This window comes from Sulfitobacter sp. SK011 (genome assembly GCF_003352065.1).
Taxonomy (GTDB): domain Bacteria; phylum Pseudomonadota; class Alphaproteobacteria; order Rhodobacterales; family Rhodobacteraceae; genus Sulfitobacter.
In genome coordinates this window covers 1,554,938-1,572,167 of record NZ_CP025803.1, presented here as the reverse complement: position 1 = coordinate 1,572,167, position 17,230 = coordinate 1,554,938, and the positions used below count along the sequence as shown (strand labels likewise).

Annotated in this window: 11 protein-coding genes, 1 tRNA gene and 1 pseudogene; 4 read left to right on the top strand and 9 right to left on the bottom strand. The window is 57.2% G+C overall.

Annotated elements, in window-relative coordinates:
- The first annotated feature begins 78 nt into the window (after positions 1–78).
- Complete coding sequence (locus C1J02_RS07725) at positions 79–1,185, top strand: AI-2E family transporter (RefSeq protein WP_114878046.1); 1,107 nt, start codon at positions 79–81, stop codon at positions 1,183–1,185.
- On the opposite strand, the gene C1J02_RS07720 is transcribed toward C1J02_RS07725, so the two are convergent.
- The 4 genes from C1J02_RS07720 to C1J02_RS07705 form a co-directional block, all read right to left on the bottom strand.
- A complete protein-coding gene (locus tag C1J02_RS07720) occupies positions 1,171–2,571 on the bottom strand; it encodes a TRAP transporter large permease (protein ID WP_114878045.1) in 1,401 nt (466 codons plus the stop codon). The two genes, C1J02_RS07725 and C1J02_RS07720, sit on opposite strands and share 15 nt — an antisense overlap.
- On the bottom strand, positions 2,571–3,200 hold the full coding sequence (locus C1J02_RS07715; protein ID WP_114880456.1) for a TRAP transporter small permease subunit: 630 nt from the start codon (positions 3,198–3,200) through the stop codon (positions 2,571–2,573). Before C1J02_RS07715 ends, C1J02_RS07720 begins: the two co-directional genes overlap by 1 nt.
- Before the next feature lie 143 nt (positions 3,201–3,343).
- On the bottom strand, positions 3,344–4,363 hold the full coding sequence (locus C1J02_RS07710; RefSeq protein WP_114878044.1) for a C4-dicarboxylate TRAP transporter substrate-binding protein: 1,020 nt from the start codon (positions 4,361–4,363) through the stop codon (positions 3,344–3,346).
- A gap of 89 nt (positions 4,364–4,452) precedes the next feature.
- The gene (locus C1J02_RS07705) at positions 4,453–4,740 is read right to left on the bottom strand and encodes a cupin domain-containing protein (RefSeq protein ID WP_114880455.1); all 288 of its coding nucleotides are present in this window, start codon (positions 4,738–4,740) and stop codon (positions 4,453–4,455) included.
- A gap of 306 nt (positions 4,741–5,046) precedes the next feature.
- Here C1J02_RS07705 and acs point away from each other — a divergent pair, with 306 nt between their 5' ends.
- Complete coding sequence (gene acs / locus C1J02_RS07700) at positions 5,047–6,999, top strand: acetate--CoA ligase (RefSeq protein ID WP_114880454.1); 1,953 nt, start codon at positions 5,047–5,049, stop codon at positions 6,997–6,999.
- A gap of 155 nt (positions 7,000–7,154) precedes the next feature.
- Positions 7,155–7,757, top strand: a complete 603-nt coding sequence (locus tag C1J02_RS07695) for a flavin reductase family protein (RefSeq protein ID WP_368073775.1) — start codon at positions 7,155–7,157, stop codon at positions 7,755–7,757.
- 21 nt (positions 7,758–7,778) lie between these two features.
- Here the strand turns inward: C1J02_RS07695 and C1J02_RS07690 are convergent, their stop codons facing one another.
- From C1J02_RS07690 to C1J02_RS07680, 3 genes are all read right to left on the bottom strand, one after another.
- The gene (locus tag C1J02_RS07690) at positions 7,779–11,756 is read right to left on the bottom strand and encodes a translocation/assembly module TamB domain-containing protein (RefSeq protein ID WP_114878043.1); all 3,978 of its coding nucleotides are present in this window, start codon (positions 11,754–11,756) and stop codon (positions 7,779–7,781) included.
- Positions 11,756–13,576 carry an autotransporter assembly complex family protein gene (locus C1J02_RS07685; RefSeq protein WP_254693238.1) on the bottom strand — a complete coding sequence of 607 codons (1,821 nt, stop codon included), beginning with the start codon at positions 13,574–13,576 and terminating at the stop codon, positions 11,756–11,758. Before C1J02_RS07685 ends, C1J02_RS07690 begins: the two co-directional genes overlap by 1 nt.
- A gap of 445 nt (positions 13,577–14,021) precedes the next feature.
- Complete coding sequence (locus tag C1J02_RS07680; protein ID WP_114878042.1) at positions 14,022–14,894, bottom strand: hypothetical protein; 873 nt, start codon at positions 14,892–14,894, stop codon at positions 14,022–14,024.
- On the opposite strand from C1J02_RS07680, the pseudogene C1J02_RS21275 reads away from it, so the two are divergent.
- Positions 14,894–15,169 (top strand): annotated as a pseudogene (locus tag C1J02_RS21275) (zinc ribbon domain-containing protein); the annotation flags it as partial. The gene C1J02_RS07680 and the pseudogene C1J02_RS21275 sit on opposite strands and share 1 nt — an antisense overlap.
- A 493-nt stretch (positions 15,170–15,662) precedes the next feature.
- Here C1J02_RS21275 and C1J02_RS07670 read toward each other — a convergent pair.
- A tRNA-Leu gene (locus C1J02_RS07670) sits at positions 15,663–15,748 on the bottom strand.
- A gap of 124 nt (positions 15,749–15,872) precedes the next feature.
- Positions 15,873–17,225 carry a peptidoglycan-binding domain-containing protein gene (locus C1J02_RS07665; RefSeq protein WP_114878041.1) on the bottom strand — a complete coding sequence of 451 codons (1,353 nt, stop codon included), beginning with the start codon at positions 17,223–17,225 and terminating at the stop codon, positions 15,873–15,875.
- Positions 17,226–17,230 lie beyond the last annotated feature (5 nt).

Here is a 17,230-nt window from a genome sequence, read left to right as displayed (position 1 = left end):
GGTCAAGATTACGTGAACCTTTCTGCACCTGATGCGTTCTTGCATGACTGCCGCACATCACATCATCGGAGACCCCTCTTGGACGACATTCCCTCGATCCGCCGTTCGCTCCAAATCCTTGTCCTGCTCGCCTTGTTCGTCACAGCCTATTTCGCCCGCGATCTGATCTTGCCCATTTTGCTCGGGTTTCTGCTGGCGCTGACGCTCAGCCCGCTGGCCCGTGGGATGGCCAGAGTGGGTGTGCCCCATGCCGTCAGCGCCGTCCTTTTGGTGACAATGACCGCTTTGGCGGTGCTCACAGTCGTGTTGGGGTCGGCTGGTACCGTGGCATTGTGGAGTGACGAGATCCCAAGCATGACTGCCGAAATCCAGCAAAAGATGCGCGGCATGTCAGATGCCGTCGAAAGCATGCGCGAGGTCACGGAAGATGTCGAAAATATGGGCAACAATGACAACCCCGCAACCGAGGTGATTGTCAAACAGCCCAGTTTGCTGGACACGGCCTTTGATACATTGGCCCAGATCGGTACGACATTTGCCGTCACGGTGGTTCTGGCGATGTTGCTTTTGGGGTCAGGCGAGCTGTTTTACCTCAAGCTGGTGCAGGCGATGCCAACGTTGACTGGCAAAAAACGCGCGCTCTCCACCGTGCACAACATTGAACGGCGGGTGTCGCACTATCTGCTGACGATCACGCTGATCAACGCGGGCCTTGGTCTGTGCGTCGGGCTTTATCTGACGGCACTTGGCATGCCCAATGCCTATATCTGGGGTGTCGCTGCGTTTCTGCTGAACTTTCTGCCTTACATCGGCGGCTTTGTCGGGTCGGCATTGGTTGCCGCCTTCTCTATCGTGACGTTTGATTCCATCGGCTATGCGCTTTTGGCCCCTCTCGGGTACCAAATCCTGACCGCTGTTGAGGGACAGTTTGTCACCCCTTGGCTGGTTGGTCGGCGGTTGGCCCTGAACACGGTCGCGGTCTTTTTGACAGTGGTGTTCTGGGGGTGGCTCTGGGGCATCCCGGGCGCGCTTGTCGCGGTGCCATTTCTGGTGGTCTTCAAAGTCATCTGCGAAAACTTTGAACCGCTGCGCACCATCGGGAATTTCCTGTCAGGCGAGAACATCGACTACACCGAAAAGGTCGAGGAAAACCGCGCAGGCGCTGGTGCCTCAGCCAGCGAGTGACGGCAGCCACAAAACAATCCCCGGAAACGACACCAACAGCGCAATGGTCACGGCATCCGCGACAAAGAACGGGGCCACCCCTTTGAACACGTCCTGTACGGTCAGGTCATCGCGCACCCCGGCCACAACAAAACAGTTGAGGCCGATGGGCGGGGTGATCAAACAGAACTCGGCCATCTTGACCACCAAAATCCCAAACCAGATCGCGCACATCGGGCCCGACATGCCAAATGCCGCATCCGCCGCTGCGACGTTTTCGCCACCGTTCAACGCCATAACGGCAGGGTAGACCACAGGCAGCGTCAACAGCAGCATACCGATCGCATCCATGAACATACCCAACACCGCATAGGCCAGCAGGATACAGATCAGGATCAACATGGGGGACGTGTTCAACGAGGTGATCCAGTCAGCAAAGGCATCTGGCAACTCGGCGAAACCCAAAAACCGGACATAGATCAGAACGCCCCAGATGATGGTAAAGATCATCACCGTCAGCTTGGCAGTTTCCAGCAGCGCCTCTTTCAGCTGGCCCCAGCGCATGCCCTTGTAGAGTGCCATCAGGAACACGATAAACGCGCCAACGGCCCCCCCTTCGGTCGGCGTGCCCCAGGCATCGCCAAAAGGGTTGTAGACAAAAAAGATGATGATCACGACCACCGCCACGATGGGCAATGCGGGGGGCAGGCTTTCGAACCGCTCGCGCCAGCTGAACCCGGTGACCGGTGGGCCGACATTCTTCCAGATCATCGCAATCCCGATGATCAGGGCGGCGTAAACAACCGCTGAAAATGCACCGGGGATAAACCCGGCCAGCAACAATTTGCCCACGTCCTGCTCAACGATGATGGCGTAAATCACCAGTATCGCCGAGGGTGGAATGAGCGAAGCCAGCGTGCCGCCCGCCGCGACAACGCCCGCCGCAAATTGCTTGTTATACCCAACCTTCAGCATCTCCGGGATGGCAATACGCGCAAACACCGCCGCCGTGGCAACAGACGCACCTGAAACAGCAGCAAACCCCGCCGTGGCAAACACCGTTGAAACCGCGAGCCCCCCCGGGACCCATGCAAACCAACGTTTGCAGGCCTCAAAAAGCGCCGTCGTCAGCTTGGCGTAATAGGCCAGATAGCCGATCATGATGAACACGGGGATCAGGCTGAGAACCTGCGCAGACACCTTGGAATGCGGCGTAAGCCCTGCAATCTTAACGCTGATTTCGACCGCCTTCCAGAACCGCGCCGGATCATAGTCAAACCCGTTCCAGCGCAGCCAGACCAGTCCGACAAATCCCGCCATCGCCGCCGCAAACGCAACCCGCATGCCCAGCAGAACAAACACCAGCATACCACCTGATACCCACAGGCCAATCTCAATGGGATCCATCACGCATCGTCCTCTAGTATGGCCGCTTCCGCCATCGCCTGTTCGGCGATGCTTAGTGACAGGGGCACAGCAACAGGGTTTTCCAGCCCCAGGATCAGCGCCCGGGCATAGCCCCAGGCCTGCAACACGAGCCGCAGCACCAGAATGCCAAAGGCGACAGGCACCACCAGCTTTGACGGCCAGATAGGGATCCCGATGTCGATGGATGAATCACGGCTGCATAGGGGCCGCGCGCAATCAAAGGAGCGATCAAAATGTTCCCAGGCCCCCCATGTCAAAGCCACGATCAGCAGCAACATCAGCAGGACAGAGATCAATTCGAATAGCCAAAGCACCCGGCCTTTGAGTGCGTTTACCAACATGTCCATGCGGATATGGCTGCCGTCACGCTGCACATAAGACACGCCCATGATTGCGATGATCGGCATGGCCGCTTCGATGTAATCCACGTAGCCTGCCATGGGCGAAGAAAAAAACTTGCGCCCAGTGACAGAATAAGCGGCCAGAAACATAAGCGAGAAAATCGCGAGGCCCGATAACAGCGCGCAGAACCGTTCAAGCGGTAAGAGCGCGCGGTCAAGTTTGCTGAGTAGGCTGGAGTCTTCCAGCACTGCCGCTGATCCGGCCATATGTCCCCCTATCCGACGTTTATCGCCGTTTTTGACAAATCGCGACCGCGCGTGATTTGTCAAAAACGGCGCAAGGTGGGCCGCAAGGCCCACCTTGCCAATCATATTGCCGTTTGGCGGGCCAATGCCCCCCGGTAACGGATTTAGCTCCCGCCGGCTTTGGCATCTGCCAGCGTTGAAACGACCAGATCATAGAGTTCCTGACCCGGCAGACCCTGCGCTTCCATATCTGCAATCCACGCATCACGCGCTGGTGCAGCGGCGAGGGCCTTGAACTCTTCGATCACGGCAGGGTCGATCTCGACTTTTTCGACACCCTTTTCTGCCAGCACGCTGTCCCATTTCTTAAGCAGCTCACCATAGTTGGCCAGATAGTGATCCAGCGCCTCATCAACGGAGCTATCAAGCGCCTCACGCTCTGCATCGCTGAGCGCCTCATAGGCGTCGATGTTGACCACAACCGGGCAATTCACGGTGCCGGGGTTCAGGTTGGCCGTCCACCATGTCGCCTGATTGATCGTGCCAAACGACAGATGCGCATGTTGAGCAAAGGCAACGGTGTCAACAACACCGGATTCCATGGCCTGATAGGCTTCAGTAGCGGTCACAGATGTCGGCACAGCGCCTACAGCCTCGAACGCTTTGCCAAGACCACCTGTGGCCCGCACCCGCATACCTTTAAAGTCTTCAAGTGTCTTGCGGGGGGCACCGGTGCCAACCAGATTGTACTGCGGCATCGGGGATGTCATCAGCAGCTTGGCATTCCACTGCGCCATTTCCTCTGCGGCGGCCGGATGGGCATAAACGGCCTTGGACACGGCGCGCTCCTGCTCAAGGTTCTCAACCCCAAGGAACGGCAGCTCCAGCACGGTGACAACCCGGTTCTTATCCGCGTGATACCCAGCACAGAACTGCGCCATTTCGAATGCCCCGATGGAAATACCATCAAGGTTCTCGCGGTTCTTCGACAACCCGCCATAGCTGACGTTCATGGTGAATTCACCACCCGTTTTTTCAGACACCAGCTCAGCAATCTTCTCGACATGCTCGGTAAACGCGCGGCGTTTGCCCCAGACGGATACATTCCATTCGGTCGCTGCAGCTTCGGTCACAAATGCGAAGCTTAGGGCGCAGACTGCTGCGCCGCTCAAATACTTGGTCATTGATTTTTCTCCCTTTGTGCGCGCCAGTGGCAGGCGCGCTTGCGATCAAGCTAGCGTGGGGAATGCACCCTGCCAACCCCTTGGACGTGCTATTTAAGTTCGACTTCGACAAAGGACATGGCCGCATCCCCACCATTGACCACATTGTGGTTCACGCCCTTTTCGCGGCGATAGCTGGTGCCCGCCGCAACATCGACCGTCCGCGTGGTGCCGCCCGGCTCTTCCAGCACCATTGTGCAATCGGTCAGCGTTGTAATCACATAGTCCATGCCATGCTCATGCCATCCGGTTTCTGCTCCGGGGGCAAAGTCAAAGCGGGTGACGCGCACGCGGGCATCGTCGATCATCTGGGTTGCGGTGGCCTGGGGGCGGGTCATGGTCTGTGTCCTTTTGTTTTTTGGCGCATCTGGCGTTAGCGCCCTATTGCGAATGGGCATTTTCCGTTGCTGCGGCAACCACATTGACTCTCAATCCATTTGGAAAACAGAGGTTTTGGCAATTCATCTGCAGAACTTTACAAAATTCCTCCAATTCCGGAAAAAGATTTACAGCGAAACCATTGCAAACCAGTTGCTTATTCCCTTCTTTTCAATCCGCGTTATGATCGCGCGTAGGAGGAAGCGCATGTGGTCAAAGGCCATCTTGTGCAGATCACGACAGCACCACCAAGGGAGGGAACATTCATGTCCGACACAGCAAAGACCTATCCGCCATCGGATGCCATGGCCAAGGGGGCGCATGTGAATGCGGACCGCTATGCCCAGATGTATGATGCGTCGATCAAAGACCCTGACGGGTTCTGGCGTGATCAGGCCGGGCGCGTGGACTGGATGAAACCCTTCACCGAGGTCAAGGACGTGGATTTCACCCTCGGACAGGTCAAGATCAACTGGTACGCGGATGGGCAGTTGAACGTCAGCGCCAATTGCATCGACCGCCATCTGGCGACCCGTGGCGACCAGACCGCGATCATCTGGGAACCGGACAGCCCTGAGGATGGTGCCAAACACATCACCTACAAAGAATTGCATGCACAAACCTGCAAGATGGCCAACATCCTGCGCGATATGGGCGTGGGCAAAGGCGACCGGGTGATCATCTATATGCCGATGATCCCCGAGGCCGCCTATGCGATGCTGGCCTGCGCGCGCATCGGGGCAATCCATTCGATTGTGTTTGCAGGTTTCTCGCCCGATGCTCTGGCCGCACGTGTGAACGGATCAGAAGCCAAAGTCGTGATTACCGCTGATTATGCGCCTCGCGGCGGCAAGGCGACGCCGCTCAAGGCGAACGCGGATCAGGCACTCTTGCACTGCATTGACAGCGTGAAATGCTTGGTGGTCAAGCGCACAGGCGGTCAGACCACTTGGGTCGAGGGCCGCGACCACGATTACAACGCGCTGGCAAAAGATGCCGCAGACACCTGCGATCCCGAGGCGATGAATGCCGAAGACCCCTTGTTCATCCTCTATACCTCAGGCTCAACCGGGCAGCCCAAAGGTGTCGTGCACACCACGGGCGGCTATCTGGTCTACGCGGCCATGACCCATGAAATCACCTTTGATTATCATGATGGTGACGTCTATTGGTGCACGGCGGATGTCGGCTGGGTCACTGGACACAGCTATATCGTTTATGGGCCGCTCGCCAACGGGGCCACGACGCTGATGTTCGAAGGGGTGCCGACCTACCCTGACGCCTCGCGGTTCTGGCAGGTCTGTGAAAAGCACAAGGTGAACCAGTTTTACACCGCCCCCACCGCCATTCGCGCGCTAATGGGTCAGGGCAACAGCTTTGTCACCGGATGTGACCTGAGCAGCATCAAGGTGCTGGGCACCGTGGGCGAGCCGATCAACCCCGAAGCCTGGAATTGGTACAACGAAATTGTCGGCGGCGGGCGGTGCCCGATTGTGGACACCTGGTGGCAGACCGAAACCGGTGGCCACCTGATGACCCCCCTGCCCGGTGCCCATGCGATGAAACCGGGGGCGGCGATGAAGCCGTTTTTTGGCATCAAACCGGTGATACTGGAACCCACATCAGGCGAAGAGATCACCGGCAATCCAGCCGAAGGGGTTTTGTGCATCGCGGACAGCTGGCCGGGTCAGATGCGCAGCGTCTGGGGCGATCACGATCGGTTTGAAAAGACGTATTTCGCGGATTACAAAGGCTATTACTTCACCGGTGACGGCTGCAAACGGGACGCCGATGGCGATTACTGGATCACCGGGCGGGTCGACGATGTGATCAATGTCTCGGGTCACCGCATGGGCACCGCCGAGGTCGAAAGTGCTTTGGTCGCACATCCCAAGGTCGCGGAAAGTGCGGTTGTCGGATATCCACATAAAATCAAGGGCCAGGGCATCTATTGCTATGTCACCTTGATGGGCGGTCAGGAACCCAGCGATGAGTTGCGCACGGAACTGCGCAATTGGGTCCGCACCGAGATCGGGCCGATTGCGTCGCCCGACCTGATCCAATGGGCACCGGGCTTGCCCAAAACCCGCTCGGGCAAGATCATGCGTCGAATTCTGCGCAAGATTGCCGAAAACGATTTTGGTGCGCTGGGGGATACGTCAACACTCGCGGATCCGTCTGTGGTTGATGACCTGATCGAGAACCGGATGAACAAATAAGCGCAGACTTGGCATGGGCTTAGGACTATTGGCCCCAGTTGACGCAAAAAGGGCACCTCTTATGGTGCCCTTTTTTTGGGGTGCACATGTAATGTTTCGCAAATTGGCCACAATCACGCCGATTTACGGTCCTGTTGATGGTTCAGAGTTCTCGCATGAAACATGTCGAGCTCCTTGAGAAAGACGCGGCCAGCGGCATCGCCCGTTCTGGACAATTGCGTGCTGCCGTGGCACCGCTGCCGACCATGAGCGATGACATGAAATCCTTTCAGCCAAATGGCGACACCGCACAGCAATTGCGCAGCGCCTTTGGGCGGTATGGGACAGGTGTCACGGTGGTCACCACCCAAACCGCAGCCGGGCCATTGGGCATAACGGCCAATTCATTTTCATCCGTGTCGCTTGATCCGCCGCTGGTGCTTTGGTCGCCCGCGATCACATCGAAACGGCATGATGCATTTGCGACTGCGGCGTGCTTTTGTATCCATGTTCTGGGTGCAGAGCAGCGCGCGCTTGCGGATCACTTTGCCACGCAAGGCCACGGCTTCGATCACTGTGACTGGTTCGAAGGCTTTGGCGGCGCACCGACGTTGCGCGGGTGCCTTGCGACCTTTCATTGCGACACCTATGCGGTGCACACGGCCGGCGATCATTCCCTGATCCTGGGCCACGTCAGACAAGCCGCCGAACGGCAAAAGTCAGGTCCGGGACTGATGTTTGATCAAGGGCGCTACGGCGTTTTCAGCGAAGAAGGCTAAGCAAAACCCGGTTGCCGTCGCTCAATAATCTTTCTCAAAGAATATCCCAAGACTGCTGTTTCCGTCAGACCCCAACGTTGCCTTGCCTTTGAGGTTGGGCGTGATGTCGAGGTTAAGTGACACTTCGCCCGTTCCATCCGATGCCGCTGTCACATCGGTATAGACATTTTCAGACAGGTATTTGCCCGCCCGCACCGCTGTCGCGCCGTCATCTGTGGTGGTGACGTCAAAGTCATCCAACCCAAATCCGTCGCGCAGGTTTGATATGATGCCGCTGCCGCCGCGTCCGGCAAGGGTTGCAACCGCACTTGCCAATTGCAGGGCCTGAAACGCGGAAATATCGCTGATGTTGCGGCCAAACAGCAACTGTGCCAGCACTTCGTCCTGCGGCGCTTCGGGGGTGGATTCAAATTTGACCTCCGGCGCGTCTGCCGGACCTTCGACAACAACGCGCACTTCGCCGGTTCTGGTGGTGGTGGACGAAACGAACCGCAAATAGGGGATCAGATCGCCCTGAAACTGTACCGATCCCTCGACCAGATCAAACCGTTTGCCCAGAATATCGAGCCGCCCGCGGATCAGCGAAAACCGCCCCGCTGAAATCATGCGGTTGGTGCTGCCGGTCAGGTTCAGCGCGCCACCCAATTCTGCATCCAGCCCACGACCACGCACAAATATGCGGTTCGGCGCACTGATCCGCAGGTTCAGGCCAAAGCCCGGCCCTGTCGACCCATTGGCCGGATCATCCCCGGCGGCAGCACCTTCTAGTCCGGCCTTATTGCGGGTCTCGATCACGCCGGGTCGCGCGCCCACATGTGTAATTGGCGGGATATCTCCGATGCTGGTCAACCCTGTGGAAGGGACATTGACGTTGGTTTCCCCCACATCGACCTGTCCGCTGATCAGGGCACCGCCCGTCAGGGGACCGGCAAGTCGCAGGTTGCCATTTATGGAGGTTCGGTAAAGTTTGGGGTCAATCAGGACAATGTTTTGCAGCCCGATCTGAATATCCGCTGGCAGGGACGGTGTCAGCGTGATGCCACCGCCGATCGCCAGACGCCCGCCATTGATCGCGTCTGCCGTCACATCCAATTGCGCGCGGTTGTTGGCCAGACGCACATCGGCAACCATATTCCGCATCGCGATGCGCAGGTTTGGTGCGCTGAGAGTGGCATCAGAGGTCTGGATCGTGCCGGTCACCGATGACAGTTGGGCAGGTCCATTGATCGCAAGATCGAACCGCGCCTGCCCCTGCAGATCCCGCGGTGCGATAAACGGCTTGCTGAGCCCCAAAGGCGCTGTTCCTGCCACATCCAGATCCAGCGTGCCATTGCCATTCACCAGCCCGGCAATCGTGGCCTGAGTGCCGGAAGGGCCGGTTGCATTCGTGTCCAGCCGCCAGGCATCCCCCTGTTTGTGCGCTGATCCGGTGACGTTAAGCGGGCCTGATACCTTTTCGACCAACGCTCCGATATTGGGCAGTGCGACGTCAAAATCGACAGCCGCCTCAGGGCCGGTGACAATCCCCTGAACAGAGGCACGCGCGGAATAAGGCCCGGTCGCATTGGTATCAATCGCAATGCCATCCGGCGTTTGGCGCACCACCCCTGTTGCTGCAAGCGGGCCAGAAACCCCCGGTACCAGCGGGTTCACGTTCGGCACATTCACATCAAAGGTCAGCGACATGTCCGGGCCGGTGGCCAACCCCTCAACCAGGGCGCGCGCGCCGTATGGCCCGGTGGCGTTGGTATCAATAAAGAACCCTTTTTCCGTCTGGCGCAGTTTACCTGTGGCATTCAGTGGTCCGTTCACCTGTGGCACCAGTGGGTTGAGGTCGGGCATCGCCACATCAAAGGTGACATCAATCATCGGCGTGACCAGCCCCTGAACGGCGGCGCGCACGTCATATGGCCCGGTAGCATCGGTATCAATGAGCCACCCTTTTGGGCTTTGCCGCAGGGTACCTTTGGCTTTTACCGGGCCGTCGATCTGTTCCGCAAAGGGTTTGACGTCTGGCACATCTGCCGTGAAAGTCAGCGCCGCATTCGGCCCTGTCGCCAGCCCCTTGGCGGTCAGTGCGGTACCATATGGCCCATCCGTGATCGCATCCACGGACCAGCCGCGGGTGTCTTGGGTCGCGGTTGCGCTGACCGTCACGGGGCCGTCATATTGCGGCACCACCAGTGACAGATCGTTAAGCTTGAAGTCCGCCTGAACCGTGCTGTCGTCGGTGCGCAACTCTGCATTGCCGGTCAGGCTGAGGGCGGCGTTCTCCAACACCAGATCGCGCATGAACGTACCGTTTTCATTGCGCTGCGCCTCGACACTCAGTTCAGTCAGACCCGTCAGGACCGCATCTGCCTGCGCGATGCCAGTCTGGATGTCTTGTGCAGTGCCGGTGGCCATAAGGTCAAACTGCCCGCCAAGCGGGGTCACGGTCCCTTTAAGAGCCAGTTCCGTGCTGCCATCAATCTCGCGCCCCGCAAGTGCGGAAAACCGGCTCAGGTCTGCCGCGCTCAGTGCCATGTCCAGACGTGTCAATAATCCGCTTTCCAGACCATTGATCACCGCTTTGCCCTTGAGCCCATAATCAGCCCCGGACAGATCCAGATCACTGATGCGGATCGGCTGACCTTCGATGTAATTGATATTGGCCTTGCCGGTGATTGCATCGCCAATCGCCTCGGCGCTGGCTTTGTCGGCAAGGCTGAGGCCCGCCGCATCAAATGTCATGTCTCCGAGAAACTGGCCCACAGATCCAAGATTGCCCTGCAAGGTGCCCAGCAATTCAAGCTTGGTCTTTTCGATCTGAATGCCGGATGTGTACAGATCGGTGATGTTGAATCCTGCGTCAAAAACCTCGCCCTCGGCGGCGTCATATGCGACCCGCAGATCAACCCGCGCCACTTTGGTTCCCTCGCCCGAGACAGGCAGCAAGATCGGTGTGCCATCAGGGTTCGCGATGGCACCAGTGATATCAATGAACGTGGGCCAGTTTTCTGCGTTCAGGTTCACCTTGCCCGCAAGATTGGCGGCTTGGGCGTCCAGCGTGAATGCGCTGACCTCGATAGCACCATTGCTTTCGCGCAGGGCATCAAGGGTCAATTGCACATTGGTGCCAAAAAATTCGCGGTACCGGGGGGCAAGAAGGGCCGTGATGTCACCGCCAATGTCGGCCTGGATGCGCCGGTCGGGGGTATCGGACGCCCGGCGCGGTGTTTGCGCGCCCAGAGTGATTGTCCCTGCCAGACGTTCCTGACCGTCTGTGGCAATTTTTACGTCGCTGGCGAAGTCATCCAATGGCCCCTTGCCTGCGATGGTCATGTCCACTGACGGTTGATCAGGGATGTTGAGCAATCGGGCGGCGATGCCTTTTTCCTCTTCGGCCAGTTTCAGAAGCAATTCCAATATGTTGTCGGATCGCTTGAAATTCGCCTTAATTTCGAACTCACCGCGTTTTGCGTCTGTGCGCTTGGCGACAAAATCCAGGTCGCCCACGTCATCGGTCAACCGCGCGTTCGCTTTGATTGCCAGTTGCGCTTCTTCCCCCAACACAGCTGCACCAAGGTTTATTTCGTCCACCGAAAAGTCAGCCACTTCGATGGAAACGGGCAAATCCGGCAGGCTGAACGGTTTTGCCTCCGCATCGGGCAGCGGATCGGCCTCCGGCACTGGCAGGCGTGGCACATCGAGGCGTTTGGCCGTCAGGCTTTGCACCTCAAGCCGGCCCCGCAACAGCGCTGAGCGGTTCCAGTCAAGCAGCACATCCTCAAGCGTCAACCACGTCCCGTCCTTGTCCGATATCGTCATGCGGTCAAAGGACGCTCTTGAACTGAGCGCGCCGGAAAAGCCGTCAATGCTGACGCTGCGCCCTGCCCCGCTGAGCGCGTCCTGAATGGCGTTGGTCAGAAACCCCTTGTCGTCATCCTGAGCGTGGGCCAGCGTAAAGGACATCAGAATGGCCAGAAGGGGCGCGATGAGATGGCGCAGGATCCGCATTAGAATGACTGCCCTATGCCAATGTAGACTTGGAAATTCTCGCCGGTTGCGGGCCCGGATGTCGGCACCCCGACATCCAGACGAATGGGTCCGATCCCGGTTGCATAACGCAAACCAAGCCCGGCACCGGAGTGAACCTGACCCGAACCGTCATAGAATTGTTCAGCCCCAATATAGCCTGCGTCGACAAAGCCGACGATGCCAATCTTATCTGTCATCTTCAGCCGTGCTTCGGCAGAGAGACCCAGAAAACTGCGCCCGCCCACCACGTTACCGCCACCCAAGTTGACGCCAAGGGATTGATAGGGTTGCCCGCGCACAGTGCCACCGCCACCGGAATAGAACAGATAATCCGCCGGTGCCTGAGAAAGCTGAGGGCCATAGACGGACCCCAATTGCCCGCGCAAGGCAAAGGTCACGGGGCGTTCTGTGCCAAATGTCTTGTAGCCACGCACGTCAATAAATGTGCGCACCCCGTTGTCGGCACCCGAAAGTGCCAGAAACGGTGTCAGCGCCACCTTGGCGTAATACCCTGAAGTGGCATCCAACGTCTTGTCACGATAATCAAATTCGACACTCAGCGGCAGCGTCAGCAACGTGTACTTATTGGTGCCAAAGGCATCCCGCGTCTCGGCACGGCGCAGACCGACACCCAAGGTATAGGTCCGGCTTTCATTGGCAATCCGCTCGATACCCGCTTCCAGATCCAACTGGCGGGAAAAGAAGTTGACCTCGTCGAGTTGCGCCAGCTTGGCCAGTGCATAAAAATCAGTATCCGCGTTGAACGTCGCAGGCCGCTCAAAGCGCGCACCAAGCGAATAGTCGGTGCCGCCGGTGCTGCCCCCGATTCCCTTGATCTCGGCCTCAATGCGCAATCGTTCAGCCCCGCCCAGCAAATTTCGGTGCAGCCAGAACGAGCTCAGCGTCAGCCCCTCGGTGGTGGATACCTCAGCACCAAAACCAAGCCGACGGGGGGGGCTTTCGACGATCTGTGCGGTGATGGGCAAGGTGTCATTCGGACCGATCTTGTCCGCTTCAATCAGGGCGGCGGCATTAAAGGCCCCCGCGCGCCGCAATCGCGCCTGCGCGCGCCGAAGCTCATCGGGCGAAAACACAGTACCCGTGGGCAAGCCTGCAATTTCAATGATCCGCTCGGTGCGGACGTCGCGGTTGCCCGTAACGGTCAAAGGACCAAAACGCAGCCTTGGTCCCGGTGCCAGGCGTAAATCGGCGCTGATCACCCGGTCCTGATGGCGCGCGGTGAGCTTCTGATCAGCAAGGGCTGCCATGGCGTGGCCCTGATCGCGCCAGCCGCTGATCCCGCTGGCGACGGTTGCCTTGAGCACGCCTAGGCCAGCGGTCTGGCCGGTGGCAAACCCTTCGGGCAATTCCGTGCCCGGTGCCAGCGGTGCAATTCTGGTAGCACCGAACCGAAACAGGGGTCCCGGCTCAATGGCGATCACCGCCTGCCTGATCTGACGTGGCGGATTGACCGGTGGAATTGCCGCCGCGTCGACACCATCGAGCGTAATCTTGATGACCGGCCCGAAATATCCCTGATCATACAGCACCGCCAGCAGACGCCCATAATCAGCCTGTGCGGCGGCTACGACCTCTTGCGGGGTTGGTGTTGCGTCCTCGGCGGTTTGTTCAACCAACAATGATCCGCCCGCAAGGGTCTTATAAAGGTCTGTGTCTTCGGGAATGCCTCTGATCTTGAGATCGGCGGCAGCAGCCATGCCAGCCGCAAGTAGCACGACACCGACAACAAGCGCGCGGGCCGTCCAAAGCACCTTGTGCCATCCTACTGCCAATTGCACCACTCAAGGCCCCCCAACTCACACCATACACCGGATATAGCGGCATGACCTTATCTGTCGAGCAGACGGCCTTTTGCGGGGATCATACCTTGAAGCGCCGATCTGCTGCAATGAGTGTCTTGCTGTCGCGGAGCATTGTGAATACAAAATGCGGCGATCTATGTCATATGACACCATCTGAACGGATAAGTGTCGGGGAATTGCTCAAACGATTGTGAAAACGCAGGACACTTTGGCGCTGACATCCTGTGGTGCGGATGAGAGGAGAAACCTCGAACCAACCAGGCCTCAAGCGACCGAAGGCGGTAGGCCAATAGAAAGTGGTGCACCTAAAGGGAGAAACTTCGAACCACCTTTTCACGGAACTTAAACGCTGGGAAGCCGATCTTCGATCTTGGCCAACGCCAGAAAAGGGTGACTTGCAAAACCAACAACGGTGAGGGACTTACAGCCCAGCCATCAACTTCACCTCGAATATGGAAATTTCGTTTTCACTGTTGCTGCGCATTTCATCCAATATTCCTTCATGAAATAGAAACTCAGCATGCTCGCCGGAAAAAAATTCGACAAACGTAGAGTAATTCTGCAAGAGGTGCTTGGCTAGAACTCCGTTGAAGCCAGCCCTTATCAGCTCAATTTCTAAGTCGTCCGATGTGCCATACTTCAAATTTAGGTACAGAGTTTCATCAATTACATCCAAGTCGCCTGCTAAATCAACATACTTGGATAGGGCACTTTCAATAAAATCTTGCTCGTCCTTAATCCTTACGATGGCCAGATTTGCTTTCTCAGCATCACTCTTATCACTCCAGACAACATATCTGGGAAAAAAATCATTATCTTGAGTGTAATCACCCCACCTTCCCACGAAAATTGTACCCCCTACTTCATTCCAGTATGCAACAAAGCGATCAACCATTTGGCTTAAAGGCAGGTGTTCTAACTTCCATCGCAACAACATAGCGTAGAATGCCCTAGCTCCCCCGCTCTGCAGTCTGCAAATTTCAAAATACTTTGAGTTGTCATCTATTTTGCTGATGAAGACTTCAGCGACAAAGAGCAAGAAACCATCAATATCCGTGATTCGGCCAAAAGCCCGGACGTCTTGGTCGATGTCCCTTTCATGCTCCAGTATGTTGATTTCATACAGATTGTGGGTAAATGCCAAATATCCAACACTAGTCCGAGCGGATCGAACAACTTCAACATTCCTCACGGTCGGATCTATAACGTCCAAGAATGTATCTGCTTCCTCTCTGGCCGCCTCAGGGAGGCGATCATTGCTTAAAGTTAGCAGAGGATTATCATTGACATCCAATGACCAAGGCCGTGCTTGAACCGCTCATCTCCTACGAAACCTATTTGATCAACCAAGACCGTCTCAGCTCCTCCGCTGTCGCTCCCGCAAGGAAAGACATCGACTTGGAATTCCCTTTACGGGGCTTTGTAAAATGTTCGAGTTGCGGAAGAAAACTGACCTCTTGTTGGTCTCGAAGTGGTACCGGAGTTCGTTATCCGTATTACCTCTGCCAGTATCGATCATGTTTAGAGAAAGGGAAGTCCATTCCTCGTGACCGGCTTGAAGGTCACTTTGAAGCGCTTTTGCAGTCAATTGAGCCATCGGCTGCTACGTACGAAGTTGCTGAGAGGGTGTTTCGCGATGCTTGGGATCGGAGGGGGACGTGGGCCAAACAGGAAGCCAACAGACTGAAGCAGCGCGTCGCTCAACTTGAAAAAGAGAGTTCGAACGTTCTTAACCGTGCTGCTCAAACCCAAAGCGACTCCATCGCGATCGCGTATGAAGCCAAGGTAACCGATTTACAGTCCGAAAAGGCAAAAACCGAGGCGGAAATTGATAGAATAACCTTCCCAGAGCGTTCATTCGACGAAATGTTCGAACTCGCCGTGCAGTTTCTATCAAGCCCTTATAAAATATGGGAGAAAGCGAGTTGCACACTGAAGCGAGTGGTCCTTAGGCTCGTTTTTGCCAGCCCAATGGAATATGATCGAATTCAAGGTGTTCGAACTCCAAATACTACCTTACCCTTCAAGGCGTTAGACTACTTGAAGGGTAGCGATTTTAAAATGGTGCGGTCGGAGAGACTCGAACTCTCACGGGTGTTACCCCACAGCGACCTCAACGCTGCGCGTCTACCATTCCGCCACGACCGCACGCCATGGATGGTGAGAAGCCGTTTAGCCAAAGTCGCGGGCGTTGTGAAGGGGCAATCGGCAACAAAAAACCCCCGGTGCGATGGCGCACCGGGGGCGTTTGCGAAAGGCTTGGAATGCGGCCCTATTCGCTGATCGAAAAGGTCGGCAAACCTGTGCTTGAGGCGGGTTGCGCCTGTGGCAAAGTTCCAGCGGCAGGAAGACCGCTGCTGCGCAATGAAGCCTGACGGATCAGTTCGGTCCGCTCTGGCTGTCCGGGGACAAACACAGCGGCGGCCCCGGAATCAGCGGCGGCAAGGCCCGCCTCGTACCAGCTGGCGGCCATATCAACGCGCTTGGCCGGACCAAACCCTTGCGACAGATGGTGCCCCATCAATTCGCCGTAAACCCCTTCGCCAATTGCATAAAGCAGCAATGCGGACCCCACGGCCACGTCCATGTTATCGGTGCGGTATCCGACGCCGAGACAAATCTTGGCCGTGCCTTGCAACTGTGCTGGCGACATGCCGGTGGACAGCACAAAGGACGACACATCGGCCACCACTGCGTCACGTGGTTTCAGCGACAGCGACGCCACCTTGTCTTTCATCGCCGGACCAAAGCCCGCGCATTGCGTGGCGATCTGATCGGGGGTGAACCCTTGAATCTGGCCCACCAATTCTTCGGATCTGGCAATCGCATAGGTGCGCGCAAGGCAGAATTGTTCGTTCAGCGCCACATTCGGGTCTGACATGCTCGCCAAAGTGGTGAACCCGCCGTTGGTGTTGGTGATCAAAGAAACCGTGTTGCAGTGCGATGCAAGTGAGGCTTGCGTGCCCGCCCCGAGGAAGTTTGGCAGCCCTGTCGTTGATGCAGCGGCTGACGTGGCAGCGCCTGCCAAAGGTGCGGCCGCCGCAGCCGTGGCCGCAAACGTCGGTGTCGTTGTCTGCGGAACAGCTTGCGGTGCGACAACAATGGTTGTTGTCGGTGCAGCAGCCGCAGGAGAATGACCCGCCATTTCAGAGCGATAGGTTTTCAGCAATCCGCGCGTGCCATCCGGTGTCGACGCGACCTGCTGTTGTACTGCATACCCCCCCGCCTGTGCGCGGTTGTAGCTTGAGATCAGCAGGTTATTTTCAAAAGCAGACAATTGGCCAGTGACCGGATAGCCCAAATAGGCCTGATATTGCGACACCGCGTTGCGGGTCTGACGGCCCAACTGACCATCGACAGCGCCTGCGTTGAATCCAAAATAGTTCAGGGAAGCCTGAATATTCCGACCTTCCTGGGTCGATGGGATGCTGGACCGCGTGGATTTTTTCCGGGTTACCGTGCGGCTGCGTGTCGTTGTGCGGCGCTGGTTCTTGATGCTGTGCCCCACGACCCCGCCAATGATCGCGCCTGCGATAAAGTCGCCTGCGTCAGCTTCGGCCCGATCTGCGGGCGTCATCGCAAGCGATGCAGTCAAAATTGCCCCAGTTAATACTTTAAAATGCATAGTCC

Bases quoted from the DNA above. Each gene is read 5' to 3' on its own strand.
- C1J02_RS07715 (WP_114880456.1), bottom strand. From the start codon at position 3,200: ATGGCCGGATCAGCGGCAGTGCTGGAAGACTCCAGCCTACTCAGCAAA.
- C1J02_RS07665 (WP_114878041.1), bottom strand. From the start codon at position 17,225: ATGCATTTTAAAGTATTAACTGGGGCAATTTTGACTGCATCGCTTGCG.
- acs (WP_114880454.1), top strand. From the start codon at position 5,047: ATGTCCGACACAGCAAAGACCTATCCGCCATCGGATGCCATGGCCAAG.
- C1J02_RS07710 (WP_114878044.1), bottom strand. From the start codon at position 4,363: ATGACCAAGTATTTGAGCGGCGCAGCAGTCTGCGCCCTAAGCTTCGCA.
- C1J02_RS07690 (WP_114878043.1), bottom strand. From the start codon at position 11,756: ATGCGGATCCTGCGCCATCTCATCGCGCCCCTTCTGGCCATTCTGATG.
- C1J02_RS07695 (WP_368073775.1), top strand. From the start codon at position 7,155: ATGAAACATGTCGAGCTCCTTGAGAAAGACGCGGCCAGCGGCATCGCC.
- C1J02_RS07720 (WP_114878045.1), bottom strand. From the start codon at position 2,571: ATGGATCCCATTGAGATTGGCCTGTGGGTATCAGGTGGTATGCTGGTG.
- C1J02_RS07705 (WP_114880455.1), bottom strand. From the start codon at position 4,740: ATGACCCGCCCCCAGGCCACCGCAACCCAGATGATCGACGATGCCCGC.